The sequence below is a fragment of the Methylobacterium fujisawaense genome (genome assembly GCF_014138435.1).
In the GTDB taxonomy this organism is placed as follows: Bacteria; Pseudomonadota; Alphaproteobacteria; order Rhizobiales; family Beijerinckiaceae; genus Methylobacterium; species Methylobacterium fujisawaense.
Genome location: NZ_JACJIM010000002.1, coordinates 852,411 through 876,728, shown reverse-complemented (window position 1 = coordinate 876,728; position 24,318 = coordinate 852,411). Strand labels below are relative to the sequence as shown.

The following is a 24,318-nucleotide window of genomic DNA, read 5'->3' as shown; positions in this document are numbered from 1 at the left end:
GCTAGAGCGGGCGTGATGGACCAGACGCAAGCCAGGCAAAGAGCAGCGCGAGCCGTAGTCTTGAACATGATGCCTCCTCCATTCAATAGATAGTGCAGGACGTCTTGGAGATGTCGCTGGTTCCTCATGCGTGGATCACGGACGTGCGATCCGTTGCGGCGTCCGTAGCGGCGTCGACCTGGCGCGTGCAGGCGGGCGTCGCGCGGATGCCGTCGTCTCAGGGCGGACCCGACGGGTTGACCGGCAGCGCGTCGCTTCCGAGCTGCAGGCAGGTCAGCATCGCCACGTAGGATGGGGCGCCGCCGATCTGGCTCTCCGCCGCACAGGTCCGGCGCTCCGCCACGTCGAACGTGGCCCAGCGCCTGATCAGGGTGCGCCGCGCGGCAGCCTCGTCGGACAGGCAACCCCGGTAGCTTGCCCGATCGACGGCGCTGGATCCCGCCCGGTGCTCCGGCGCGCAGATCGCCCGGATATTGAAGTCCGGAACCCCCGACGCCCGCGCGTACGCCGTCAGGGTTCCGCCGAGGAGCAGTTCGAGTCCCAGGACGGCCGAGATCCAGAATCGCCGCACGCGACCCTCCCGTGTTCGTGCCGACCGGGCCGCGCCTGAGATCCATCGGGCGCGGCCGTCCTCAGCGGTCGGTCACTGGCCGGTCTTGGCACCCGCGGTCGTGCCGGTGGCCTGCGGCACGCCCTTGTCGGCCGCGGCGGCGGTCGCCTTCTGGGGCACCGCGACCGCATCGATGACGTCGAAGCGCATGTTGTCCTGGGCTGTCTTCAGAGCCGCATTCGCTTCGTAATACTTGCCCTGTCCGATCAGCGCCGCCGCCTGGTCGACATTTGCGATGGTCGTGTTCAGCGGCAGGACTGCCATCGTGAAATTGACGTCGACATGGGCGAGCTTGAGCTTCTCCAAGGCGCCTTTCTGGTCACCCTGTGCGAGGTTCTTGTTCGCCTCGGTCACCGCCGAGGCCTTGGTGGGCGTGGCCACGAAATCGTCGCCCAAGGTCAGCTGCGCGTCGACAGGCACCCAGGCGACCTGCTCCTTGGAAGCCGGCTTGGCTCCGGCCTTGTCCCCCGGCGCGGTCGCCTTGTGAGCGGCCATGTCGGCCGGCGACTTGAGCTCGGCCTCGGCCTTGGTGAACACCGCGTCGTCGGACTTGGCCTTCGCGAAGGCCGCCTGAGCCTTGGCGATCATGTCCTTGGCTTGGCCGGGATTGGCCTCGAAGATCGCGAGGCGGGTAAGCTGGAGATCCCTGAAGCCCTGCGCGCCGTCCTTCGAGAGCTTGCCGACATCCTTGTCGATCGCGGTCTGGCTCGCGCTGACCTGCGTGCCGTTGTGCTGGGCCGCCTGCTCCGCCGCGTAGGCCGTTCCGCCGACGATTGTGGTGAGCACGAGGGCCGCAACCATGGATTTATGGTAGGACATAATGAAATATCCCTCTATTACCGGAGACAAGGCCTTCATCTGCATTGGCCTTATTCATTCCGTGTTCAGATAATAGACCGGCGATGATTTGGTGGCATGTCCGCAAGATTAAAAAACGGCAATGCGGCTGCCGGCATCGGACATCGGACGGCGATGGCGATCCCTCGGCGGCGTCGCGGGTTCCTCCGCGGCGCGCGCTCAGCGCGGCAGGAAGCGGGCCGCGCGCGCTTCCAGCAGGCGGACCAACGCGGGCGCCATGAACGCGTAGGCGTCGGGGACATCGAGGCAGACGAGGCGGACCCCGCGCAGATGTGCCCCGAAGCGCCGCATCAGCTTGCGCCGGTGCGCGGGCTCCATGACGACGACGATCTCGGCCCAGGCAAGATGGTCGACGTCCACCGGCTCGTCGGCGTCGGGCGACACGCCGGCGCTGGCCGTCTCGATCCCAGGGACGCGCGCGAAGATCTGCTCTGCAGTCGGGCTGCGGGCGCGCGCCCGGCCGCAGACGAACAGGATCCTCACACGCCCTCCGCCAGAACGGATTGCCGCTCGAACGGGGCCCGATACGCCCCGTTCGGGCGACGCTTCAGGGTGGCGTGGGGGCCGTCCTCGACGATGCGGCCGCGGTCGAAGACGAGGATGCGGTCGAGGGCCCGCACCGTCGACAGCCGATGGGCGATGACGATGGCGGTGCGCCCGCGCATCAGTCGGATCATGGCCTCCTGCACCAGCGCCCCGGATTCCGAATCCAAACTCGAGGTCGCCTCGTCGAGGATCAGGATCGGCATATCAGCCAGGAAGGCGCGGGCGAGCGCCACGCGCTGGCGCTCGCCGACCGAGAGCTTGACCCCGCGCTCGCCGACCAGCGTGGCGTAGCCCTTGGGCAGCCGCCCGATGAAGGCGTGCGCGTTCGCGAGATGCGCCGCCCGCTCGATCTCCTGCGCCGAGGCGCCGGCGCGGGCATGGGCGATGTTCTCGGCCAGGGAGCGGTGGAACAGCACCGGTTCCTGGGGCACGATGGCGACCTGAGCCCGCAGGCTCGCTTGGCTCGCCGACGCCACGTCCTGTCCGTCGATCGCCCACATGCCGCGGGAGATCTTCCGGACCGTGGAGCCCGAGAAGGTGTTGGCGTGCCACTCCGGGGAGAAGCGCTGGACCCGGCCGAAGCCGTTGCGGACGATGTCGCTCATGGTGTGCAGCGAGAGCGGCACCACCAGGCTCCACGCGACGTGCCGCAGCACCGCGGTGGCGAGGCCGAGCCCGGTCATCGCCGGGAAGGCGGGCCACGCTGCCTCCAGCGCCGCGCGGCGCTCGCTGCCGGAAAGGGCGTCGACCATGCGGCCCGCGTAGAGCGGCAGCAACACTTCCGCCAGGGTGGCGAGCGTGATCGCGCCGGTGAGACCGGCGACGAGGGGCCAGCGCCTGTGCCAGCTGCGGACGACGAAGGCCAGGACGCGACGGACCGCGTCCGCCTGCCGGGGCGAGGACAGAGACATGCGTGTGCCCGACGCGGGCAGGCGTCGGCTCCGAGCGACGCGGGCGCACCATCGCGAAGGATGCGCGCCGGCGAAATGAGACGGGCGTGTATTCAGGAGCGCCGGGCAGCGGGGCCGGGCGAAAGCGGGAAGCGTTTAGCCGACCCGCACGGGGGCGCGGTCAAGTCCTGCGGGGAGGACGGCAAACAGAGCACTCATGCAGCTCCCTCCCGATGCCAGCGCGACAGTTCCCGAGGCTAGGAGAGCCCGAACTGATTCGCAACGCGCGGCGCACGGTCGTGCCAATGTGGGTTGCGCCGCGCCCGGAGCGCTTCTCAGTCGACTGGGCGGCCGCCTCGCGCCGACCGGCGCGCCGGGACCCGTCCCGATGAGGGCGCCAACCGGTCACGCTTTGTTGAAAAGCTGACGCAGGCCGGTGTAAACATGTCTGTGCAAGTCTGGCCTCTGGCCAACGACCTGGTTGCGCGCTTCTTGATTGCTGCGACGCATCCGCAATTGGAGACGGACGGTGTCGCACTCCCTGGTGGACCGGGACGCGCTCGATGAACTCACGGCCGTCATCGGCGCGGAGAAGCTCGTCGGCCTCCTCGACCGGTTCGTCGTCAGTCTCACCACCGCCTTCGAGGGGCCGGATCGCGCCAATGACGATTACGGCCGCGAGGCGCATACGCTGGTCTCGATGTCGGGCATGCTCGGCTGCGCCGAGCTGTCCCGGGCCTGCCGCGGCCTCGAGGAATCCGCCAAGGCCGGCGACGATCTGACGGGATCGCTGATCGACCTCAGAACCCTGCGCGACCGGACGATCGCGGCCCTCCGGGACCTGCGGGCGCAGACCCGGCTCAGCGCCTAGCGCCGGGCAGCAAAGTCCGGATCAGGCTGCCATCACGGCCTCGAGGGGCGCCTCGAAGGTCAGCACCGCGCCCTCGCGGGGATAGCTCAGGTGAGCGGTCCCGCCGAAGCTGTGGGCGAGGCTGCGGGCGATGAGCCGGGTGCCGAAGCCCGTCCGGGTCGGAGGCGTGACGGGCGGTCCGCCGCTCTCCTCCCACCGGAACCGGAGCGTCTGTCCGCCCGCCGCCTCCGCGACGTTCCAGGTGATGCGGACCCAGCCTGCGGCCACCGACAGCGCGCCGTACTTGGCCGCGTTGGTCCCGAGCTCGTGCAGCATCAGCGCCAGGGTCATGCCGTGCCGCGGGCCGAGCGTCAGATCGGGGCCGGCGATGCGGAAGCGGCCCGCCACGCCGTCCCCGTGGAGGGACACGGCCCCCTCGACCAGGCCCGTCAGTGAAGCCCGGGCGAAGGAGCCCTGCAGCAGGACGTCGTGGGCCTTGGCCAGGGCCAGAAGCCGCGCGGCCAAGGCCTCGCCGGCCGCCTCCAGCGAGGGCGCGTTGCGCATCGTCTGCGTGGCAACGGCCTGGACCATGGCCATCGTGTTCTTCATCCGATGGGCGAGTTCCTGCATCAGCAGCGTCTGGTTCGCCTCGGTCAGCTTCAACTCGGTGATATCGCGTGACACGGCCAGGATGCGCTCGGGCCGGTCCGGTGCCGCACCGATCGGCGTGACGGCCACGTCCCACCACCGGATCGTGCCGCCGGTCTCCGACTGGGCCTGAAACCGGCTCGGGCGTCCGATCCGCGCCCGGTCCAGGGCCGCGGCCACGGCCTCCCGATCCTCGGCGCGCGTCCAGGCCTCGATCCAGGGCCGGCCGATCGCCTCCGCCTCGTCCGCGGCGGCGGACAGGGCCGGGCCGTCCTCGCTGGCGGTGATCAGGCACCCGTCACGGTCCAGCAGTTCCAGGAAATCGTTTGTGGCTTGCTGTGACCCCGACGGGAGCAGCCGGTCGGTGGCGCGTGGTGCCATCGCCGAGCCGAGCCCGGAAGTTCCCCGGAATGTCGGCCTGTGCGGCGTCGCAATCCATTCGGCCGCCAGGCGCCCGGCTTCGACACGGCTCGCCGCTTCGACGATCCGACCGAGTCGCCGGCTCCGCTGCCGTTCCCGGTCCGCCTGCGTTGTGGCCTGGGAGAGCAAGTGGCGCAGGCGGATGTTCTCCGCTTCGAGCGTCTCGACGTGGCACTCAACCCCGTCGATCCGCGGCCGTACGATGTCCGCATCCATCGCCCGCCTTCCCCCCTCGTCGTCGCGACGGGGCGCCCGTGCAAGGCGCACCGCCGGAGGTCTCCCGATCACGCGGCGCGGCGACGCGAAGTCGGAGCCTGAGCGGCACTGGCGGTCTGAACCGCTTCTGGTGCCGTCTGGCCACTCGCAGCCAAGCGAATCGCTGGACGTGTCACGCTAGCATGGCGTGCGGGATAATCAAACGAGTACGGTATTCGGTCGCAGGTGAGACGGTTTTAATCGCCGAGTGCAGGCGCGAAGACGGTTACTTATTTCGCATCAGCAGCACGAGCCAGCCGATCCCCAGGATGAAAATAATTAATCCGATCGAGACGAAGACGGGGGTGCCGAGGTCGATCAGCCGGGGCGCGAGCTGGGTGGCGAAGGCCGCCACCACCAGGGCCACGGCGACCCGCGCGGCGGCGCGCTCGATGCCGCGGGTGACCTTGTCGAGGCCCTTCACCTCGATCTCGACGGTGACGCGCCCCTGCTTGAGGCGCACCAGCATCAGGTGGATCAGGGTCGGCAGCTCCGAGGCGGCACCATACAGACCCACGCCCAGAGCCTCGGCCTTCTGCTTGAGGGCCGAGAGCGAGAACTGCGTCTGCATGCTGGCGCGCACCGTGGGACCGGCGGCGGCGAACAGGTCGAAGTTCGGGTCGAGGTGGCGCATCACGCCGTCGGCGGTCACCAGCCCCTTGAACAGGATGGCGAGGTCGGTGGGCATGGCGAGGTCGTTCTCGCGGGCCATGTTCATGAAGTCGGTGAGCACCAGTCCGAGATTCAGCGGAATCGACGAGTGGCTCTCCACGAAGGATTGGGCCGAGACCTGGAGGCGGGTCAGGTCCGGGTTGCTGGTACCGGTCCAGTCGAGGAGCACGGCCATGAGGCCGTCGGCATCCTGCTTGAGCATGGCGCCGATCAGCACGAGCAGCTGCGAGCGCCGCCGCTGCGACAGCCGGCCGATGATGCCGAAATCGATGAAGCCGATCTTGTTGCCGGGCAGGGCCAGCATATTGCCGGGGTGCGGATCGGCGTGGAACACGCCCTCGATCAGCGCCATTTGCAGGAACGCGTCGGTGCCCTTCTGGGCGAGCAGCTTCTTGTCGATGCCCGCCGCGCGCAGGGCCGCCTCGTCGTTGGGCGGGATGCCGTGGATGAAGTCCTGCACCAGCACGCGCTCGGAGCAGTATTCCCAGTGGATCTTCGGGAAGACGATGTCGTCGCGGTCCTCGAAGATCTGGGCCAGCAGCTCGCAGTTGCGGGCCTCGTTCAAGAGATCGAGCTCGCCGTTCAGCCCGTCGGCCAAATGGCGCATCTGCTCCCGCGGCTGGTAGCGGGCCATGTCGGGCCACTCGTTCTCGACGATGCGGGCGCCGTGCGCCATCAGACGCAGGTCCGCCTCGATGATCTTGCGCAGGTTCGGTCGCAGCACCTTGACGATCACGTCCTCGCCGGAGTGCAGCCGCGCCCGGTAGACCTGGGCGATCGAGGCTGAGGCGATGGGGTTGGTGTCGAACTCGGCGAAGACCTCGAGGGGCGAGCCGCCGAGATCGAGTTCGAGCTGCGGGCCGATCTGCTCCCACGTCACCGGGACGACCTGGCTGTGGAGCTTCTGCAGTTCCTCGGTCCAGGCCGGCGACAGGAGATCCGGCCGGCTGGCCAGGACCTGCCCGAACTTGATGAAGGTCGGCCCGAGCGCCTCGATCGCCCGGCGCAGCCGCTCGGGCTCGGACAGGCGGGTGACGTCGACCCGGGGCTGACGGCGCGGCACCAGCGGCAGGTAGCGCAGGCCGAGCCGGTCCACGACGCGGGTGACGCCGAAGCCGATCAGGATCGTGGCGATCTCGGACAGCCGCTGACGGTCGCGGGCGGCAACGAAGGCTGTCTTCAGCATGAGTGGGGCGATCCGGTCGGACGGGATTGGGCGTCCGGACAGCACGAGCATAAGGACTTTTTTGCGGTCGCGAACCCCGGGAAGCCCGTCGCGGCCGAGAGAGCCGTCGCCGCAGGCGTCAGGCGGGGGCGCGTTCCCGATCCTTCCGCCCGTGCCGGATGCGGACGATCAGGAGAGCCGCGCCGTCCGCGACAGGGTCGATCCCGTGCGCGTGTGAGTGGGGGCGCACGGGCGGCTCGACGTCCCACTGTCCAGGCGCCGTTCGGGGATGGGATGCCGGCATCCGGAACGCGTCGAACAGGCCGTCGCGGTGGCGCCCGCCGCGCAGGCCTCGGCGACGCTGTCCTGATCGCGTCGGACCGGGTCGCGCGCGCACAGTCACTCGCATGCCTTTCGCGGCCCGTATCGGCTGCGCTTCGGTTCCAGGCTCCATGGCCTCGGGATGGCCCCGGGCAGCGAGACGTTCATCCGGCCCCCCCTGCGCTCCGGGGCAGGTTGTGCCGACGACGATCAAGAGCTTGACCGGATCCGGCCGCGTCGTGCGTTTCAGAAGGCGGGCTCCAGCCCGCTCGCCCGGTATGCCGCAGCCGCCGCCGGCGTCGTCAGGCCGGCCAGGAACCGGGCGGCGCCGGCCCGGTCGGTCGCATCGCGCAGGATCGCGGCCGCGAAGGTCGTCACCTCCTGCACCGGCTCGGGGAAGGGGCCGACCACCGCGATCCCCGGCACCACCATCAGCTCGCTGATCTGCTGGACCGCGATGTCCGCCTCACCGGAGACGAGCTTCTCGGCGGTGAACCCCTGCGGGATGATGGTCGCCCGGGCGTTGACCGCGTCGGCGAGGCCGAGCCGCGGCAGCAGGCCGGCGAAGTAGATCCCGCTGGCCCCCGCCCGGGAATAAGCCACGGACCGCGCCTCCACGAGGGTGCGTTTCAGCGCCTCGACGCTCGTGATGTCCGGATGAGGAGCGCCCGCCTTGACGGCGATGCCGTAACGCGAGCGCACGACATCGACCCGGCTCTCGGGCTCCACGCGGCCTTCCGCGATCAGCCGGTCCATGGCGTCCGACAGAACCACCACCGCGTCGGCCGCCTCACCCTCGGCGAGCGCCTTCATGATCACGGTGGTCGGCGCCCAGTGGATCGCCGTCCGGCCACCCGCGGCCTCGCAGGCCGGGATGACATGCGCGTCGAAGGCGCCGCGCACCACAAGGGCGCATTTCAGCCGTGTCACCGTCTGCGCGTCTGCCATGTCGTGTTCCATCGGGTTGCGTGGGCGACTGTCGATCCACCGATCGGATGGCCGCGCCCGGACTTCATCAGGATGCGGCGTCCGGAGGGGCGTGCCGTCGCCCGGAAGCCTGGGCGCCGTCACCGCGGTGGCGCCGCCCGTGAATAATCGATCCCCGCGAACCCGCCGCCCTGGTAGCGCTCGACCACCGGGTCGCCGCTGGTCTTGCCTTCCAGGGCCGCGGCGTAGGAATCCGCGCTGTCTTGCGGGGTCCAGCCGATCACGGCGCGCCCGTCCCGCCGCCACCATGTCATGCGGCTGTTGTTGGATGCGGCCCAGATCACCACCGAGCCGGCCGGTCCGAGGCTCGGCGCCAGGGTGGCGCGGGCGATCAGCCGGGTCAGGTCGGCGTAGGACAGCCAGGTCGCCAGCATCCTGGCGTCGGTGGGCTCCGGGAAGCACGAGCCGATCCGCAGGAAGACGCTCTCCACCCCGTGCTTGTCGCGGTAGAGGCCGCCCATCAGCTCGCCGTAGGCCTTGGACAGGCCGTAGAAGCCGTCCGGCGCCAGGCTGCAATCGTCGTCCAGCACCGCGGAGCGCGGGTGGAACCCGATGGCGTGGTTCGAGGAGGCGAAGATCATCCGCGCGCCCTCGCGGCGGGCCGCCTCGTAGACGTGGTAGAGGCCGCGGATATTGGGGCCGATCACCGTCTCGAACGGATGCTCCACCGAGATCCCCCCAAAGTGGAGGATCGTGCCGCAGCCCTCGGCTAGCCGCAGGATCGCCGGCCCGTCTTCCAGGTCGGCAAGCTGGAAGCGCGCCCCCGCGGGCAGGGGGGCGGGGAAGGGGGCGCGGTCGGTAAGCCGGAGGGCCCACCCCTGTTCGCCGAGGGCGCGGGTCAGTACGCGCCCGAGTGCGCCCGAGGCTCCGGTCAGGAGGACGGGTTTCTGCGGGACGGTCTCGGTGGTCATGGGATGCGGCTCCGGAGAGCGCTCTCGGCCGACGGTGTCCCCGGTGCGGCGTGGGAGAACGCGCGATCGATAGGGATAGACAGCTGCGCGCGGTGGCGGGGCCACGATACACGGCAGTGATCCTGTTCTCACCTCGCGACGCACAGGGCCCCTCTCCCGTGCGGGAAAGGGGATCCGCGCGCCGCTCGGAGCCCGTCCGGTCACGCGGCCCGTTCGGAACGGACCGTGTCCCGGATGTCGGGTTTTGTCCCGCACGCCGTGACGGTCGGCTGCAATCGGGTACGGCGATGCGAGCGGCGAGGGTGGCGGTGAGCCCCGCGGCTGCACGACGCTCATGGCCAACGGCGCCCCTGCCTCAGCCCCGCCGCGGGATGCGGCGGAGGAAATCGGGGTTCAGCTCCGACAGGCGGTTCACGCCGATCAGCGCCATGTCGCGGTTGAGCTCCTCCTTGAGGATCCGCATGGCGAGTTCGACCCCCGCCACCCCGCCCAGCGCGGCGGCGAACATGAAGGGCCGGCCGAGCAGGACGAAGTCGGCGCCGAGCGCGAGCGCCTTCATCACGTCGGTGCCCCGGCGGATGCCGCTGTCGACGATGATCTTCAGCCCGCCCTTGCGGGCGGCGATCTCCGGCAGCACGTCGAGGGGGGCGACGGCGTAGTCGAGCTGGCGGCCGCCATGAGTCGAGAGGATCACGCCGTCGACGCTGCACGACCGGGCGATCTCGACATCCTCCGGCGCCAGGAGCCCCTTCACCAGCAGGTTGCCGGACCAGCGCTTGCGGATCGCCTCCAGGTTCTTCCACGAGAGCTGGTCGCGGGCGATGGTGTTGCGCACCGCCCCCTGCGACATCATCGGCGGTCCGCGCGTCGCCTCGGTGTTCTCGAAATGCGGCGCCCCGTGCTGGAGGAAGGTCCGGGCGACGGTGCCCAGGAGCCAGCGCGGGTGCGTCGCGCTCTGCCACGCCACCTTGGGCGTCACCTTGATCGGCATGGAGAAGCCGCTGCGGGTGTTGTGCTCCCGGTTGCCCAGCGTCGGCGTATCGGCGGTGACCACGAAGGTCCGGTAGCCGGTAGCCTCGACCCGGTCGAGCAGACGGTCGATCCGGTTCTGATCCCCCGGCAGGTAGCCTTGGAACCAAGCCTGCGGGTTCTGGGCGTACACGTCCTCCAGCTTGATCAGCGAGGACGCGCTCAGACACATCGGCAGGTTCATCCGCCGCGCCGCCTCGGCCAGGACGAGGTCGCCCCGGTAGGCGATGAAGGCGGCGCCACCCAGTGGACCGATGCCGAAGGGCGCCGCGTAGGTCTGGCCGAACAGCGTCGTGGCGGTGTCGCGCCCTGAGGTGTCCCGCATCAGCCGGGGCAGAAGGGCGTAATCGGCATAGGCACCGCGGCTCTGCGCCAGGGCCGATCCGGTCTCGACCCCGCCGGCCACGTATTGAAAGATCATCGGCGGCAGGCGTTTGCGTGCGTGCCGCTCGAAATCGTCGAGGGCCAGCAGGTCGCGGAACCGGTAGGGCGTGGCCGCGTCGCTGCGCTTCAGGCTGGTGACGATCGCCTGCGGGGCGGCGATGCCCGCCGCCGTCGCGTCGGCGCCGCCGATGGTTGGCGCCGCGCGCTCGGGCGTTCTCAACTCGGACGCTGGCCGGTCGAGCGTCGCCATCGGATCCTCCTCCGGGCCGCCCCGATACACGGCTGTCTTGAAAGCGCTTTCAGATAGTCAGGAGGCAAGAGGGGTGTCAATATACTGCCGGTTTGCGGGTCCGGCCGCGTCACGCATCGACGCGATGCGGATATGCCGTCGATCCGGGACGATGCGCATCGCGCTGACCGTCGATGCTGGCTGAGGGAAGCAGACGATTTCGACGCGGGAGCTGACCGGGGCTTTGCCTGGAGACATTCTCGACCCGCCATCCCGGGGCCCGGTGGCGCGGGATGTCGCCCGCCGCGCCGGTGTTTCCACCGCCACCGTCTCCCGGGTGCTCAACGGCTTCGCCGGGGTCCGGGCCGACAAGCGGGAGGCCGTGATGCGCGCCGCGCAGGACCTCGGCTTCGTGGCCAACGGGGCGGCCCGGGCGCTCTCGACGCGCCGGTTCATGGCGGTCGGCGCCGTCGTGCCCAACATCGAGAACGAGGCCTTCGTGCGTGTCCTGTCGAGCTTCCAGGACCGCCTGCGCCAGGCAGGCTACACCCTGGTCGCCGCCAATGCCGGCTACGATCTGGAGGACGAGCTGCGGGAGGCGACCTTCCTGCTGGAGCGCGGCGTCGACGGGCTGATGCTGGTCGGCGACATCCACCATCCGGACCTCCATGCCCGGATCGCCCGCGCCGGTATCCCGATGGTGCAGACCTTCAGCCTGTCCCGCGAGCGCCCCTGCGTGGGCTTCGACAACGCCGCCTCGGCGGCCAGGGCGGCCAACTATCTGATGGATCTCGGGCATCGCCGGATCGGTGTGATCTCCGGCCTGCGCAAGGACAACGATCGCGGCGGCGCCCGGGTGACGGGCATCGCGGCGGCGCTCGCGGCCCGCGGCCTCGGTCTCGCACCGGAGCACGACATCGAGATCTCCTACGGGATCGGCGGCGGCCGCGACGGATTCCGCCAGATGCTGGCCGGCGGAGAGCCGCCGACCGCGATCATCTGCGGCACCGACCAGATCGCCTTTGGGGCGATGATCGAGGCCCGGGCGCGGGGGCTCTCCATCCCCGGAGACCTGTCGGTGATCGGCCACAACGATTCCGACTTCGCGCCCTTCCTGGACCCGCCGCTAACGACGATCCGCATCCACTCCGCCGAGATCGGGCACGCCGCCGGCGACCACCTGATCGCTCGGATCCAGGGCAAGCCGGTGGTGCGCCTCACCGAGATCGACGCCGCGTTGATCCTGCGCGCCAGCACCACTCCGCCCGGGCGTCGCGGAACCTGACCTGCGCTATCTTGCTACCCATTTGAAATCGCTTACAACACCACGACCGGCCGCGGGCCGGCGCTTCGACCAGCCCGGGACACGGCATGGCTCCCCGCATCGTCCTCCTGCACGCGACACCGGTCGCCATGGCACCGATCCAGACCGCCTTCGCGGAGAACTGGCCGGAGGCCGAGACGGTCAACCTGCTCGACGATGGTCTCTCGCTGGATCGGGCGAAGGAGCCGGCCGCGATCTCGGAGGCCATGATCGAGCGCTTCGTGCGGTTCGGCCGCTACGGCCACGACATGGGCGCCGACGGCATCCTGATCACCTGCTCGGCTTTCGGGCCGGCCATCGACCGGCTGATCGAGGCCGTGCCGGTGCCGGTGCTCAAGCCGAACGAGGCGATGTTCCGTGCCGCCATCGCCCGGGGCGAGCGCATCGGCATGCTGGCGACCTTCGGCCCCTCGGTCGGCACGATGACGGACGAGTTCGAGGAATTCGTTGCCGAGACCGGACGTCCGGCGAGCCTGCGGACGATCCTGGTGGACGACGCGATGGCGCGTCTGCGCGCCGGTGACGCCGAGACCCACAACCGTCTGGTCGCCGAGCGGGCACCGGAGCTTGCCGATTGCGACGCGCTCATGCTGGCGCATTTCTCCACCTCCCGGGCGGCCGAGGCGGTGCGCAAGGCCGTGGACGTCCCGGTCCTGACCGCGCCCCATGCCGCGGTGGACCGGATGCGGGCGATGGTCGAGACCGGCGGGAGCGCCTGAACCATGAAGCTCGGTGCCTTCCAGGACCGTCTCAGCGGCCATTGCGGCTTCCTGTTCACGGAGCTGCCGCTCTCCGAACGCTTCGCGGCGGCGGCCCGGGCGGGGTTCCGTGCCGTCGAGCATCCCAACCTGTTCGCGACGCCGGCCCGGGAGGTCGCGGGCTGGCTGGAGCGGGCGGGCGTGCCGCTGGTCCAGACCGGCTTCCCGGCAGGGGACGCCGCCAAGGGCGAGAAGGGCTTCGCGGCGCTGCCCGACCGGGTCGCGTACTACCGCTCCACCATCGAGCCGACCCTCGACTACGTCGCGCAGCTCGGCTGCCGGATGGTCCACCCGATGGCGGGCGTCCGGCCCGCCGGGGTTGAGCGGGCGCGGCTCTGGGACACCTACCTCGACAATCTCGCCTTCGCGGCCGACGCCGCCGCGGCGCGCGGCATGACGGTGATCGTCGAGCCGATCGGCCCCGGCTCGATCGCCGACTACGTGATCGACGACCCACTGGTGGCGGTCGAGGCGATCCGGGCGATCGGCCGCGACAACGTCAAGCTGCTGTTCGACGCCTATCACTGCGTCTGCCTCGGCCACGATCCGGCGGCGCTGATCCGGGCGCACGCGCCGCTCATCGCCCATGTCCAGATCGCCGACGATCCCGGACGGCACGAGCCCGGGACCGGCACGATCGCCTTCGACCCGATCTTCGCCGCCCTGGAGGCGGTCGGCTATTCCGGCTTCGTCGGCTGCGAGTACCACCCCGCCGCCGGCACCGAGGCGGGGCTCGGCTGGATGCGGGCGGCGGTCTAGGGTTCGGGCCGGATCCTCAGAACCGGGCGGCGACGCCGCCGATGATCGTGCGGGGCTGCCCCGGCGTCGCGTAGCGGTTCTGGAACGCGCGGTCGTAGAACGTCGCGTCGAACACGTTGTCGATGTTGAGGTAGATCCGTACGCCCGGCGCGATCTGATAGTACGAGATCAGGTTGACCAGCGTGTATTGCGGCAGGTTGAAGGTCGAAAGCGCCGTTCCCGCGGCGCGCCGGCCGACGAAGTCGAGGCCGCCGCCGAGCCCGAGCCCCTTCAGGTCGCCGCTCTGGAACTCGTAGACGGTCTGGAACGCGAGGCTGTTGGCGGGCACGTTGGCGATGCGCGTGCCGACCGGCAGGGTGTTGTCGCGGGCGACGGTGGCGTCGACCCGCGTGTAGGTCCCGATCACGCGCCAGCCCGGGGCCAGGTAGCCGGCGGCGGTCAGGTCGAAGCCGCGGCTGCGGACCGTGCCGGTGGCCACGCTGAAATTCGGGTCGACCGGATCGGTGCTCAGGATGTTGGAGCGCCGGATCTCGAACAGGGCGGCGGTGGCATCGAGACGGCCGTCGAGGAGGCTGACCTTCGCGCCGGCCTCGTAGCCCTCGCCAGCCTCGAACGCGAAGGGCCGGCCGCTGCGATCCGTGCCGATATTGGGCCGGAAGGAGCGCGCGTAGTTGCCGTAGACCGCCACCGTGTCGGTCAGGTCGTAGAGCAGGCCGAAGCGCGGCGTCGCCACCAGGCCCTGCAGGCCGGTGGTGGCCTTGGTCAGGTTGTTCGTCGAGACCAGCCCGAGGTCCTCGACCCTGACGCCCACCAGGGCGTGGAGACGGGGCGTGAGGTCGATCTGGTCCTGCACGAAGCCGGCATAGCTCTCCGTCTTCTGCAGGAAATTCGTGACCCGCGCGGTGATCGGCGGCAGCGGCTGTCCGTAACGGGGCGCGAGCAGATCGAGGAGGAACGGGTTCGTCGCCACATTCGAGCGGTCGAACACCTCGCGATAGCGATAGAGCTCGTATTCCAGCCCGAGCAGGAGCGTGTGGCGGAACGGGCCGGTGTCGAACTTGCCCGCGAGATTCGCCTGCAGGTCGAGGTCGGACCACGTCAGGTCACGCCATTCCAGCGTCCGCCGCTGGGTCCGGCCATCCGGTAGCAGGCCGATGGCGCCGACGCCGTAGCCCGACAGGTTCCCGCCGAGCACCTGGGCGCCGACGTTCAGCACCCAGTCCTGGTCGAACCGGTGCTCGACGCGCAGCTGGCCGAGGGCGTTGTCGACATGGGCCGGGGGCAGGCCCGGCTCGCCGATGAAGCGGCTGCGCGGCAGGGCGCGCAGGTTGCCCCCCAACGGGACGACGCCGCGGTCGAAAGTCTGCGCGGTGCTGATGAAGTCACCCTCCAGGGTGATCGTCGTGTCCGCGTTCGGCTTCCAGGCGATGACGGGGGCGAGGGCGTAGCGGTCGCTGGTGACGAAGTCCCGGAAGCTGCCGTTGTCCTCGACGGCGCCGGTGACGCGCGCCAGAACCTGCCCGCTCTCGTCGAGGGCCCCCGTGGCGTCGAAGGTGCTCCGCTTGGCACCGAAGCTGCCGTACTGCGTGCCGACCGTGAGGGAGCGCGCCGCGAGGGGTTGCTTGGTCACGATGTTGAAGGTGCCGCCGGGATCGCCGCGGCCGTACAGGAAGGCCGACGGTCCTTTCAGCACCTCGATGCGCTCGATGGAGACGATGTCGGGGCTGTTCGGGTAGCCGCGGTTGATCGGGAACCCGTTGCGGTAATACTCTCCGGTGGCCAAACCGCGGATCGTGAATTCGGTCAGGCCGAGGCCGCCGAAATTGTTGCCGCGGCCGACGCCCGCGAGGTCGAGGGCCGTGTCGATCCGCGTGGCCGCCGCGTCCTCCAGCACCTCCTGCGGCACCGCCACGATGGTCTGGGGCACCTCGCGCACGGGCGTGTCGGTCCGCGTGGCGCTCACCGCCCGCGTGGCCCGGTAGCCGTCGATGCGGGACGGCCCGTCGCCGGTCCCGGCCACCGAGAGTTCCTCGAGCTGGACCTCCTGGGAGTTGTCAACGATAGGTTGTGCCCAGCCGGAAGTCGGAAGAAATACTGGAGCGAGGAGGAGAGAGATTCCGGCTGTGCGCCTAGAAACGCCGCGCGATGTCTGCGTGCAAGATCTTGCACAGTTTCGCCGTACCACGATGTCGACCGATCTGTTTCGAATGGCGTCAGATACGGTGCAGAAACATTCACGGTCAAGCTTGATTGCGGAAGGTTTTGCGAGGCTAGATTTCGAATAATTACAATCTGGGCGGGATCGACAGTTCGGCCGGGCTGGCGGAGCGCACGGCGTACGGTTGGGCAGCTCCGTTGTTGCCTCGAACTTCCGGTGCTCGAGTGTGGACGAGCGAGCGGTGGATGTATCGGAGCCATTCGGCCCCATCATCTCGGGCCGCTTCGCCGAGCCCGGGATCCAGACCCACCGAGGCGAGAAGATCTCGCACGGACCCCGGCTTCGGATCGCCGCCTCCCGCATGCCCCTGCGGCGCCGGGATCGCCTTCGACCCGGGATGACGGCGCGACGCCGCGGCTGAGCCGGCGTCCAACATCGACGCGAAGGCGAAGCCCTTCAGCCCCGCACCGGCTCCCGGTCAGGCGCCGCCGAGCAGCCGAGCCCGACGCTCCAGCACGGCGGGCCAGACCTCCGGGTTGACGAGCCGCGGCGGCGTCTCGCCCCGGAGCAGGCCGATGATCTGCTCCGCGCCCCAGGCCGCTACGGTGCGCCGCGCCTCGTGGGTGACGCCGGCGGTGTGGTAGGTCGCCACCACGGTGTCGAGCTGCAGCAGGACCGAATCGAGGGGCGGCGGCTCCGGCGTCCAGACATCGAGGCCCGCCCCCGCGAGGTGTCCGGCGGTGAGCGCTGCGGCGAGCGCCGCCTCGTCATGGATGCCGCCCCGGGCCGTGGTGATGAACAGCGCCCCCGGCTTCATCACCGCGAAGGCCCGGGCGTCGAAGCTACCCCGGGTCGTGTCGTCGAGGGGGCAGTGCAGGGAGACGATGTCGGACTCGGCGAACAGCCGCGCCCGGTCCACCGGCTCTGCGCCGCGGGACCGGATCTCGGCGTCCGGGAGCAGGGGATCGTGGGCGAGGACCCGCATGTCGAAGCCGCGGGCCAGCTTGGCGACCGCCCGGCCGGTATGCCCGATCCCGATCAGGCCCAGGGTCGCGCCGCCGATCTCGTGGCCCATGAGCGATTCGCGGGTGAAGCCGCGCGCGGTCCGGAGCAGGCGGTCCGAGACGCAGATCTTGCGCGAGACGGCGAGCATCAGGCCGATCGCCAGCTCCGCCACCGAGCGGGCATTGCCGCCCACTTGGTTGACCACCGCGACGCCGGCCCGGGTGCAGGCAGCGGCGTCCACCGTGTCGAAGCCCGCCCCGCCCGACGAGACCGCCAGAAGGTTCGGGCATTCGGCCAGCAGGGCGTCGCTCACGTGCCAGCGGAGCGGCAGCTCGTTCCGCGCCGGAGAGACGTGGAAGACGTGGGCCTGCGCCAGAAGCGCCCGGAGGCTGTCCTCCGGGCCCTGCAGGTCGCCCACCTGCAGGTCGATATCGGGCTCGGCCCTCAGGCGTTCGTCGAAGGCCGGATCGATCCAGACGTTGAACCGGCAGACACGCTTGAGGGCCGCCACATGTTCAGCCCTTCACCACCGCGTCGATCGCATCGATGACGTGGTCGATGTTGTGGGTGTTGACCGCGGCCACGCAGATCCGGCCCGTCTCCAGGGCGTAGACCTCGTGCTCCTCGCGCAGGCGGGTGGCCTCCGCGGGGCTGAGACCCGTGTAGGAGAACATACCCTTCTGCGTCTTGATGGCGTCGAAGCCGCGCTCGGGGTGGCGCTGCTGCAGGCTGTCGGCCATCCGCTCACGCATGGCGCGGATCCGGTCCCGCATCTCGCCGAGTTCCCGCTCCCAGTCGGCGCGCAGCTCCGGATCGGTGAGCACGATCTCGACGATCGCGGCGCCGTGGGTGTGCGGGTTCGAGTAGCTCGCCCGGACGAGGCGCTTGGCGAAGGCCTCGACCTTGGCCTTCGCGGCCGGATTCTCCGCCACGATGGTGAGCGCACCGACGCGCTCGCCGTAGAGCGAGAACGACTTCGAGAACGAGGAGGCGACGAGGAACTCCTGGCCCGACTCGGCGAAGAGGCGCACCGGCTCGGCATCGGCATCGAGGCCGTTGCCGAAGCCCTGATAGGCGATGTCGAGGAACGGGATCAGGCCGCGCTCCGCCATGAGGGGCACGAGGTCGCGCCACTCGTCGAGGCTGAGATCGGCGCCGGTCGGGTTGTGGCAGCAGGCGTGCAGCACCACGATCGACCCCTTCGGCAGATCCTGGAGATAGGCCTTCATGGCCGGATAGTCGGCGCCGCCGGTCTCGGCCGAGAAGTAGGGATAGTCGACCACGGTGAAGCCGGCCTGGGTGAACAGGGCCTTGTGGTTCTCCCAGCTCGGGTTGCTCACCGCCACGGTGGCGTTCGGGAAGAGCTTGGCCAGCACGTCCGCGCCGGTCTTCAGGGCGCCGGTGCCGCCGATGCTCTGGAGCGTCGCCGCCCGGTTCTGGGACAGGATCGGCGCGCCCTTCCCGAACAGCAGCTCCTGGACCGCGTCGCGGAACGGCTTGGTGCCCTCGATCGGACGATAGGTCTTCGGCAGGCCCTTCTCGATCCAGCGCTTCTCGGCGGTCTGCACGGCGCGCAGGCGCGGCACCTTGCCGTCCGCATCCGTGTACACGCCGACGACGAGGTTGAGCTTCTTCGGGCTCGGGTCGGCGTTGAAGGCCTCGAACAGGCGCATGATCGGGTCGAGCGGCGCGTCCTGGATGCCGGCGAACAGCGAGGTCATGATCGTCAATCGTCCCAGAGGGTCTCGGCCGGCGACGCTTGGAGGGGCGCCGGCACGCCCGGCGACGGGCCGGGCCGACGCCCTTATTCCGCACATCGCGCCCGCCCGCCAGCGCTTCTGCGCGCATCAGCGTCCCGATCCGTTCAACGATCGGGTGACGCTGCTCTTCCGGATGGGGCTCCGACGGCCCTAGAGTGCCGCCATGATGCGTCGCCTCATCCCGATCCTCGCCGGTCTGCTCGCGGCTAGCCCGGCCGTCGCGCAGGCTCCGGTCCGGATCGGGCTTTCGGCCCCGCTGACCGGGCCGGACGCCGCCTTCGGCCAGGGGCTCCGGCAGGGGGCCGAGCAGGCGGTGGCCGATCTCAATCGCGCCGCCGGCGGGCGCCCGCGCTGGGTCCTGGTCCCCGCCGACGACGGCGGCGAGGCCCGGCAGGCCGCCGCGAACGCCAGGAAGTTCGCCGCCGACGGCGTGCGCCTCGTGGTCGGGCCGCTCGAATCCGGGGCGGTCGCGGCCGCGGCGCCCGTCTACGAGGAGGCCGGGGCCGTCATGGTGGCGCCCGCGGCGGCCTACGGGCCGCTCACCGGCCGGGGCCTGTGGAACCTGTTCCGGCTGGGCCCGAGCGACGCCCAGCAGGGCCGGGCGGCCGGAGCCTACCTGGCGAAGGCCTTCGCGGGGCGCCGGGTCGGGATCCTCAGCGACCGCTCCACCTTCGGCCGGGGCCTCGCCGACGCGGTGGCGGCGCGTCTGAAGGAGGCCGGCACGCCGGAGGTGCTGTTCGACGGCTTCGCCCGGGGCAGCCGCGATCTCTCGGACCTCGTCGCCCGGCTGAGGGCGGCGCGGCTCGATGCGGTGTATTTCGGCGGGCTCGCGCCCGATGCCGCCACCCTGGTCCGCGCTTTGCGCGCGGCCGGCCTCGGCACGACCCTGGTGGCGAGCGATGGCATCCTCGACCCGAGCTTCGCCGCGGCGGCCGGCGCAGACGGGGACGGGACCGTGATGACCCTGGCGCCCGATCCACCGCGCCTGCCCGAACCGCGCGGCGCCCGCCCGGCGCCGCGGAGTCCCGAGGCCGAGAGCGTCTCGGCCGGGGCCTACGCGGCCGTGGAGCTCCTGACCCAGGCGACCGAGCGCGCCCGGGCGGCCGATCCGAAGACCGGCCGCATCGCCGACGGCCGCAAGGTGGCCGAGGCCCTGCGGGCGGGGCCGTCGCGGACGCTGCTCGGATCGGTGGCCTTCGATGCCCGGGGCGACCGCTCCGCAGCGCCGATCGCCCTCCGGATCTGGCGCCGGACCGCGGATGGGCGCCTCGACTATGCCGGCAACGACGCGGAGCCCTGAAAGCCGGCGATGAAAACCGGCGAAACGTGTCGATGACGGAACGGGTTCGGCGTCCGTGACTTGCGGCGGGTTCCCGCGGGGACTACATGCGGGCGGTGCTGCTGAGCTGGCGCGGGCGGTCCACCGGATCGGATCCGCGCCCTGCGGCGTTTCCCGAGCTCGATGACAGCTGAACACGCATTGCCGGAACGCCTGCTGCCGGACGGTCCGACTGGAGAAGGTGCATGGCGAAAGAAGAATTGATGCAGTTCGACGGTCTCGTGATCGAGATCCTGCCGGACGCGCGCTACCGCGTGCAGCTCGACCAGGGCCACGAGATCGTGGCCTACACGGCCGGCAAGATGAAGAAGAACCGCATCAAGACGCTGGCCGGCGACCGGGTCACGGTCGAGATGTCGCCCTACGACCTTGAGAAGGGGCGCCTCGTGTTCCGCCACAAGGACGAGCGCTCGTCCGGCCCCCGTCCGCCCGTGCGGGGCGGCCAGTTCCGCCGCCGGTGAGGATCCGGGGCGCGAGCCGGGCTTCCCCGGCCGCGTCCGCCTACCTGCTGCTGACCGTCACGGCGCTCCTCTGGGCCGGCAACGCCGTCACCAGCCGCTGGGCGCCCGGCCACGTCTCGCCCCAGGTCATCACGACGCTTCGCTGGGCGGTCGCCTGCCTGGTCCTCATGCCCTTGGCCGGCACCCGCCTCCTGGCCGCTTGGCCGGAGCTTCGGCCCCACTGGCTGCGCATCCTGCTGATGGGCGGCCTGGGCTACACGGCCTTCAACTGTCTGTTCTATGCGGCCGGCGTTCATACCGGCGCGATCAACCTCGCCCTGTTCCAGGGGGCGATCCCGGTCCTGGTGATCGTCCTGAACCGGCTCGCCTACCGCGTGCCGGTCACGCCTGGGCAGGTGCTCGGCGTCGTTCTGACGCTGATCGGCGCGGGGCTCGCCGCCACCCATGGCGATTGGTCGGTGCTGACGAACCTCGCCTTCAACCGCGGCGACGTGCTCGTCTTCGCGGCCTGCCTGCTCTACGCGGGCTACACGGTCGTTCTGCCGACGCGCCCGAAGGTGCCGGCGCTCGTGTTCTTCGCCGCGATGGCCATCGCGGCGTTCGTCACATCCCTGCCGCCCCTGGCCGTCGAGTGGGCGACGGGACACGCCGTCTGGCCCAACCGCGCGGGCTGGATCATGGTCGCCTTCGTCGGCCTCGGGCCGTCGCTTCTGGCGCAGCTCTTCTTCATGCGCGGCGTCGAGCAGATCGGCCCGAATCGCGCCGGCCTGTTCGTCAACCTCGTGCCGATCTTCGGCGCGATCCTCGCCGTCCTGCTGGTCGGCGAGCCGTTCGGGGCGACGCAAGCGCTCGCCCTGGCCCTGGTGTTGGCCGGGATCGCCTGCGCCGAGCGCCTGAAACCGGCGCTCGCCGCGGAGGCGACTCCGGAAGCCGCTTATTCGCAGACGCGGACGCGGCGGATGTAGACGTCGCCGTAGGGATCGATGGTCCGGCGGCGCTCGAAGTGGCAGACCGGGCCGTAATCCTCCTCGACGTAGACCGGCGGCGGGGCGCGGTAGACCGGGCGGCCCGGATAGTAGCCGTTGTTGGCCGACGCGATGGCGCCGCCGACCGCCAGGCCGCCGAGCACGCCGAGGGCGGCCGCGCCGCCGGCACCGATCCCGTCGCGGGCCTGGGCGGCCGGTGCGAGGGTGGCGAGGCTCCCGACGACCAGGCTCGTCGCGAGAAGGTACTTCATGACATCCCCCTGAAAGCAGGCGATTCGCGCCGATCGATCGGCACAGTCCTGCTAGCACACCCGAGCTTTGGGGCGTTTGTTCGGCCGCACATGCCGGCTTGACGCGAGGTGCTCCGCCGCACCAAACCCGGGGGGAGAGCGAGAGGGGCGGCGACCGGCATGGTGACACGGGGCTTCGTCGGACGCAGGCAGCCGCCGGAAACGGGCGCGCGCCTGCCGCCGGGTCAGTATCTCACCGAGGATTTCCCGATCCTCCAGATCGGCCCCAACCCGACCGTTGACCTGGCCACCTGGACGTTCACGCTGCGCGCGGGGTCGCGGCCGATCAAGGCGTGGAGCTGGGCGGAATTCGAGGCGCTGCCTCGCACCACCTGGAAGGGCGACATCCACTGCGTCACCAAGTGGTCGAAGTTCGACACGACCTGGGAAGGCGTCAGCTTCGACGACCTGCTGGCGGATGCCGGGATCGAGGCGCCGACGAACTTCCTGCTCGCGGAATCCCACGACGACTACACCACGAACGTGCCGGTGGCCGACCTCGTGGGCGGTCGCGCCCTGGTGGCGACGCGCTACGAGGGCCAGCCGATCCATCCCGATCACGGCGGCCCGGCGCGGCTTTTCGTGCCGCACCTCTACTTCTGGAAGAGTGCCAAATGGGTGAAGGGCCTGCGCTTCACCCAGGTGGACACGGCCGGCTTCTGGGAGCTGCGCGGCTACCACATGTACGGGGATCCCTGGCGTGAGCAGCGCTACATCGGTGATTGAGTCGGTGATCGAGCCCGTCGTCTTCCGCTGGCACGAGGCGGAGATCACCGCGCTCTCGCCGGTCACGCCGCACGTGAGGAGCGTCCGTCTGCGCTGCAGCCTCGCCGAGGCTTACCGGGCCGGGCAGCACGTCGATGTCCGCCTCACCGCCGAGGACGGCTACCAGGCGCAGCGCAGCTACTCCATCGCCTCGGCCCAGGACGGCAGCGGCACACTGGAGCTGATGATCGAGGCCCTGCCGGACGGCGAAGTCTCGGGCTGGTTCTCGCATTTGGCCGAAATCGGCGACCGGGTCGAGCTGCGCGGGCCGATCGGCGGCTCGTTCTCCTGGGACGGCCCCGATGGCGGGCCGCTGCTCCTGGGCGGCGGCGGGTCGGGCGTGGTGCCGCTCCTGGCGATGCTGCGGCGGCGGGCGCAGGGCTGGCGGCAGATCCCGGCGGCGCTGATCTATTCGGCCCGCACCCGGGCGGAGGCCATCGCGGTGGCCGAGCTGGAGCGGCTCGCGGAAGCCGATCCCAACTTCTCCCTGCATCTTGCGACGACGCGCGAGCCCGGCGGCAAGCGGATCGACGCGCCCCTCGTCGCCGAAGCCCTCGCGCGGATCGGGGCGCCCGGGAAGGTCTTCCTCTGCGGCTCCAACCGGTTCGTGGCCGCAGCCTCGGACCTGATCCTGGCGGAGGGCGTCGCGCCGGGCCTGATCCGCACCGAGCGCTTCGGCGCCTGAGCGCCGGGGCCCCGCGCCGGCATGGCGGGGCGAGGGCGGAGTCGATCGGGTCCCCGTCTTCAGGACCTGACGGAGCCCGTCACGGAGTGCGCAGAGGAAAGGCCGTCGGTGACGAACCCGATCCCCGCGAGGATCACGGGCTGAAGATCAGCACGAGGTAGACGAAGAACAGCACGAGATGCACCGCGCCCTCCAGCACGGTGGTGCGCGAACCCGAGAAGGTCTGCGCGCTGAGGATCAGCGTGACGGCGAGGAGGGTCATCTCGGTGGGCTTGAGGCCGAGCACCACGGTCTGGCCGGTGAGCAGCCCGATGGTCAGGATCGCCGGCACGGTGAGGCCCACCGTCGAGGTGGCCGCGCCGAGGCACAGATTGATCGCCCGCTGGAGTTCGTTGCGGGCCACAGCCTTCAACGCCGAGATCCCCTCCGGGGTGAAGACGATGGCGGCGATCAGCACGCCGCCCAGCGCCGAGGGCGCGCCGAGGGCCGCGATGCCGTGGTCGAGGATCACCGCGAGGCTCTTGGCGAGGATCACGATCGGCAGGACGTTGGCGAGCAGCAGCCCGATATGCTTGGCGATGCCGCCCCCCGAGATCGAGTCGGCGCCGTGGGGCGCCTCGGCGCTCTCGCGGGCTTCCGCATCGATGAAGAAGTCGCTGTGGCGGCCGGTCTGGATCAGCAGAAACACGCCGTAGAGCGCGAGGGTGAACACCGAGAACGTCACCGCCTGCAGGATCGTCAGGGTGCCGTCGCTGGTGGAGCTGGTGAAGTTCGGGATGATCAGCGCGATGGTGGTGAGCGGGATGATCACCGACAGGAAGGCCGAGGCGCCCTGAAGGTTGTAGCGCTGCTGGTGATGGCGCAGGCCGCCGACCAGGAGGCCCAGCCCGACCACGCCGTTCAGCACGATCATCAGGACCGCGAACATCGTATCGCGCCCCAGCGTCGGCGCGTCCTTGGCTGACAGCATCACGGCGGAGATCAGCGCCACCTCGATGATGACGATTGAGAGGGTCAGCACCAGGGTGCCCAGGGGCTCGCCCAGACGGTGGGCCAGTTCCTCGGCCTCGTGCACCACCCCGAAGGCCGCCCAGACGATCACCGCGAGCAGCCACGCGAACAGGCCGCCGGCGAAGAGCGGCCGCGACAGGTTTCCGAGCCAGTCCTTGCCGAACCACGCGAAGGCCAGAACCGTCGCCCAGGCTACCGCCACCCGCAGGGCTGCCATCATGATGAACGTATACTCCGGTCGG

General features: G+C 70.4%; 23 protein-coding genes. 9 read left to right on the top strand and 14 right to left on the bottom strand.

Going from position 1 to position 24,318, the window contains the following annotated elements; genetic code table 11:
• Window positions 1–217: 217 nt before the first annotated feature.
• From GGQ91_RS08905 to GGQ91_RS08890, 4 genes are all read right to left on the bottom strand, one after another.
• Window positions 218–571, bottom strand: coding sequence for a hypothetical protein (locus GGQ91_RS08905; RefSeq protein ID WP_182591794.1), 354 nt, complete (start codon window positions 569–571; stop codon window positions 218–220).
• Window positions 572–643: 72 nt separating this feature from the next.
• Entirely contained in the window at window positions 644–1,429 is a 786-nt protein-coding gene (locus tag GGQ91_RS08900; RefSeq protein ID WP_182591793.1) for a YfdX family protein, read from the bottom strand.
• Between the two features lie 198 nt (window positions 1,430–1,627).
• Entirely contained in the window at window positions 1,628–1,951 is a 324-nt protein-coding gene (locus GGQ91_RS08895) for a low molecular weight protein tyrosine phosphatase family protein (RefSeq protein WP_179697030.1), read from the bottom strand.
• Window positions 1,948–2,925, bottom strand: coding sequence for an ATP-binding cassette domain-containing protein (locus GGQ91_RS08890; RefSeq protein WP_182591792.1), 978 nt, complete (start codon window positions 2,923–2,925; stop codon window positions 1,948–1,950). Before GGQ91_RS08890 ends, GGQ91_RS08895 begins: the two co-directional genes overlap by 4 nt.
• 508 nt (window positions 2,926–3,433) lie before the next feature.
• Between GGQ91_RS08890 and GGQ91_RS08885 the strand changes: the two genes are divergently transcribed.
• Window positions 3,434–3,775: an Hpt domain-containing protein gene (locus GGQ91_RS08885; protein ID WP_043354763.1), complete on the top strand. Its 342-nt coding sequence runs from the start codon at window positions 3,434–3,436 to the stop codon at window positions 3,773–3,775.
• Between the two features lie 21 nt (window positions 3,776–3,796).
• Here the strand turns inward: GGQ91_RS08885 and GGQ91_RS08880 are convergent, their stop codons facing one another.
• The 5 genes from GGQ91_RS08880 to GGQ91_RS08860 form a co-directional block, all read right to left on the bottom strand.
• Window positions 3,797–5,038, bottom strand: a complete 1,242-nt coding sequence (locus GGQ91_RS08880) for a sensor histidine kinase (RefSeq protein WP_182591791.1) — start codon at window positions 5,036–5,038, stop codon at window positions 3,797–3,799.
• 265 nt (window positions 5,039–5,303) lie between these two features.
• Window positions 5,304–6,935 (bottom strand): ABC1 kinase family protein, encoded by a 1,632-nt coding sequence (locus tag GGQ91_RS08875; protein ID WP_043354767.1) that lies wholly within the window; start codon window positions 6,933–6,935, stop codon window positions 5,304–5,306.
• Window positions 6,936–7,481: 546 nt separating this feature from the next.
• Window positions 7,482–8,183: a substrate-binding domain-containing protein gene (locus tag GGQ91_RS08870; RefSeq protein ID WP_043354784.1), complete on the bottom strand. Its 702-nt coding sequence runs from the start codon at window positions 8,181–8,183 to the stop codon at window positions 7,482–7,484.
• 119 nt (window positions 8,184–8,302) lie between these two features.
• Window positions 8,303–9,133, bottom strand: coding sequence for an NAD-dependent epimerase/dehydratase family protein (locus tag GGQ91_RS08865; protein WP_182591790.1), 831 nt, complete (start codon window positions 9,131–9,133; stop codon window positions 8,303–8,305).
• 355 nt (window positions 9,134–9,488) lie between these two features.
• A complete protein-coding gene (locus tag GGQ91_RS08860) occupies window positions 9,489–10,796 on the bottom strand; it encodes an alpha-hydroxy acid oxidase (protein WP_182591789.1) in 1,308 nt (435 codons plus the stop codon).
• Window positions 10,797–11,019: 223 nt separating this feature from the next.
• Here GGQ91_RS08860 and GGQ91_RS08855 point away from each other — a divergent pair, with 223 nt between their 5' ends.
• From GGQ91_RS08855 to GGQ91_RS08845, 3 genes are all read left to right on the top strand, one after another.
• Complete coding sequence (locus GGQ91_RS08855; RefSeq protein ID WP_246410605.1) at window positions 11,020–12,060, top strand: LacI family DNA-binding transcriptional regulator; 1,041 nt, start codon at window positions 11,020–11,022, stop codon at window positions 12,058–12,060.
• An 86-nt stretch (window positions 12,061–12,146) separates the two neighbouring features.
• Window positions 12,147–12,818 carry an aspartate/glutamate racemase family protein gene (locus GGQ91_RS08850; RefSeq protein ID WP_182591788.1) on the top strand — a complete coding sequence of 224 codons (672 nt, stop codon included), beginning with the start codon at window positions 12,147–12,149 and terminating at the stop codon, window positions 12,816–12,818.
• A gap of 3 nt (window positions 12,819–12,821) precedes the next feature.
• Window positions 12,822–13,616 carry a hydroxypyruvate isomerase family protein gene (locus GGQ91_RS08845; RefSeq protein WP_182591787.1) on the top strand — a complete coding sequence of 265 codons (795 nt, stop codon included), beginning with the start codon at window positions 12,822–12,824 and terminating at the stop codon, window positions 13,614–13,616.
• 16 nt (window positions 13,617–13,632) lie between these two features.
• Here GGQ91_RS08845 and GGQ91_RS08840 read toward each other — a convergent pair whose 3' ends face one another.
• The 3 genes from GGQ91_RS08840 to GGQ91_RS08830 all read right to left on the bottom strand — a co-directional run bounded on the left by GGQ91_RS08840 (window position 13,633) and on the right by GGQ91_RS08830 (window position 18,500).
• Window positions 13,633–15,636 (bottom strand): TonB-dependent siderophore receptor, encoded by a 2,004-nt coding sequence (locus tag GGQ91_RS08840; protein ID WP_182591786.1) that lies wholly within the window; start codon window positions 15,634–15,636, stop codon window positions 13,633–13,635.
• A 616-nt stretch (window positions 15,637–16,252) separates the two neighbouring features.
• The gene (locus GGQ91_RS08835; RefSeq protein ID WP_182591785.1) at window positions 16,253–17,290 is read right to left on the bottom strand and encodes an NAD(P)-dependent oxidoreductase; all 1,038 of its coding nucleotides are present in this window, start codon (window positions 17,288–17,290) and stop codon (window positions 16,253–16,255) included.
• A gap of 4 nt (window positions 17,291–17,294) precedes the next feature.
• Entirely contained in the window at window positions 17,295–18,500 is a 1,206-nt protein-coding gene (locus GGQ91_RS08830; RefSeq protein WP_179697022.1) for an amino acid aminotransferase, read from the bottom strand.
• 202 nt (window positions 18,501–18,702) lie between these two features.
• On the opposite strand from GGQ91_RS08830, the gene GGQ91_RS08825 reads away from it, so the two are divergent.
• The 3 genes from GGQ91_RS08825 (at window position 18,703) to GGQ91_RS08815 (ending at window position 21,304) form a co-directional block, all read left to right on the top strand.
• Entirely contained in the window at window positions 18,703–19,839 is a 1,137-nt protein-coding gene (locus GGQ91_RS08825; RefSeq protein ID WP_182591784.1) for a branched-chain amino acid ABC transporter substrate-binding protein, read from the top strand.
• A gap of 224 nt (window positions 19,840–20,063) precedes the next feature.
• On the top strand, window positions 20,064–20,339 hold the full coding sequence (gene infA / locus GGQ91_RS08820; RefSeq protein ID WP_012320343.1) for a translation initiation factor IF-1: 276 nt from the start codon (window positions 20,064–20,066) through the stop codon (window positions 20,337–20,339).
• Window positions 20,336–21,304, top strand: coding sequence for a DMT family transporter (locus GGQ91_RS08815; RefSeq protein WP_051976076.1), 969 nt, complete (start codon window positions 20,336–20,338; stop codon window positions 21,302–21,304). Before infA ends, GGQ91_RS08815 begins: the two co-directional genes overlap by 4 nt.
• On the opposite strand, the gene GGQ91_RS08810 is transcribed toward GGQ91_RS08815, so the two are convergent.
• On the bottom strand, window positions 21,274–21,576 hold the full coding sequence (locus GGQ91_RS08810; protein WP_043382873.1) for a hypothetical protein: 303 nt from the start codon (window positions 21,574–21,576) through the stop codon (window positions 21,274–21,276). The genes GGQ91_RS08815 and GGQ91_RS08810 overlap by 31 nt on opposite strands.
• Before the next feature lie 159 nt (window positions 21,577–21,735).
• On the opposite strand from GGQ91_RS08810, the gene GGQ91_RS08805 reads away from it, so the two are divergent.
• Both GGQ91_RS08805 and GGQ91_RS08800 read left to right on the top strand, forming a co-directional pair.
• Entirely contained in the window at window positions 21,736–22,341 is a 606-nt protein-coding gene (locus GGQ91_RS08805; protein WP_043758763.1) for a sulfite oxidase-like oxidoreductase, read from the top strand.
• Entirely contained in the window at window positions 22,316–23,065 is a 750-nt protein-coding gene (locus tag GGQ91_RS08800) for an FAD-binding oxidoreductase (protein ID WP_343066773.1), read from the top strand. The genes GGQ91_RS08805 and GGQ91_RS08800 overlap by 26 nt, the downstream gene beginning before the upstream one ends.
• Before the next feature lie 133 nt (window positions 23,066–23,198).
• Here the strand turns inward: GGQ91_RS08800 and GGQ91_RS08795 are convergent, their stop codons facing one another.
• A complete protein-coding gene (locus GGQ91_RS08795; protein ID WP_182591783.1) occupies window positions 23,199–24,296 on the bottom strand; it encodes a calcium:cation antiporter in 1,098 nt (365 codons plus the stop codon).
• Window positions 24,297–24,318: the final 22 nt, after the last annotated feature.